Origin of the sequence: Microcoleus sp. Pol7_B2 (assembly GCF_036701035.1) — a bacterium.
In the GTDB taxonomy this organism is placed as follows: Bacteria; Cyanobacteriota; Cyanobacteriia; order Cyanobacteriales; family Microcoleaceae; genus Microcoleus.
This window is the reverse complement of the sequence record NZ_JAUBQB010000172.1, coordinates 1-1,203: the sequence shown is the minus strand read 5'-3', so window position 1 is coordinate 1,203 and position 1,203 is coordinate 1. Positions and strand designations below refer to the sequence as shown.

2 protein-coding genes are annotated in these 1,203 nt (G+C 50.8%); both read right to left on the bottom strand.

The window, feature by feature from the left end; translation table 11 throughout:
• The coding region (locus QUA57_RS28325) for a tetratricopeptide repeat protein (RefSeq protein WP_333251536.1) at positions 1-998 on the bottom strand (998 nt) is incomplete at its 3' end.
• Positions 999-1,083: 85 nt separating this feature from the next.
• Positions 1,084-1,203, bottom strand: a 120-nt coding sequence (locus QUA57_RS28835; protein WP_445304491.1) for a CHAT domain-containing protein, incomplete at its 5' end; no start/stop codon positions are given.

Here is a 1,203-nt window from a genome sequence, read left to right as displayed (position 1 = left end):
TTGTTGAGGGTGGTAGCTTCCCCGCTGCGATTGCCTACTGCCCGATATAGGGGAAGCGACTGGCTGTAATACTCTAGTGCTTTCTGTTTTTCTCCCAAATCTGCGTAGACTAGGCCGATGTTGTTGAGGGTGGTAGCTTCCCCGCTGCGATTGCCTACTGCCCGATATAGGGGAAGCGACTGGCTGTAATACTCTAGGGCTTTCTGTTTTTCTCCCCAATCTGCGTAGACACTGCCGATGTTGTTGAGGGTAGCAGCTTCCCCACCGCGATCGCCTACTGCCCGTCTCAGGGGAAGCGACTGGCTGTAATACTCTAGGGCTTTCTGTTTTTCTCCCAAATCTTCGTAGACACTGCCGATGTGGTTGAGGGTAACAGCTTCCCCACCGCGATCGCCTACTGCCCGTCTCAGGGGAAGGGACTGGCCGAAATACTCTAGCGCTTTCTGCTTTTCTCCCAATTGAGAGTAGACACCGCCGATGTTGGTGAGGGTATTAGCTTCCTCGCCCCGATCGCCGGTTGCCCGACTCAGGGGAAGCGACTGGCTGTAATACTCTAGGGCTTTCTGTTTTTCTCCCAATTCTGAGTAGACACTGCCGATGTTGTTGAGGGTGACAGCTTCCCCACTGCGATCTCCCACTGCCCGAATCAGGGGAAGGGACTGGTCCAAATACTCTAGCGCTTTCTGGTTTTCTCCAAAATCTGAGTAGACTCTGCCAAGACCAAGGAGGCTAAGTGCTTGCCCTCTATTGTCGCCTGCTTGCCGATACATTTTTAATGCTTCTTCTAATTTGACGATCGCACTTCTTTTTGCTTTCGCCGTTCCTTGCTGGTACAGTTGTGCTCCTTCTTTGAAAGCTTTTGCAGCAGCCTCGCTACTGTTAGTTTGTGCTGTTTGTACGACTTTACCAACGGGCACGGCTGCTGCCACTGGCTGACTTAGCTGAACCGAAAATGCGATCGACATTCCAGCCAAAAACCATTGAGTGCGATCGAACATAGCCACCCCTTTTGTATTTTTGTCAATTTTAATCACTAGATCGCTTAGTGTAAAGGCAGGAAGAAGTGATATTATGTCCGCTCTATCATTTCCACTCGCCTTGCAAGGTAAAAGCCGCCCAATAATAGGGAGATTTCCATTTTTCTTGGTGCATCATTTCCATCTGCGCCGCCCTCAAAGCTGCCGCCGGCGCTAACTTTTGTTC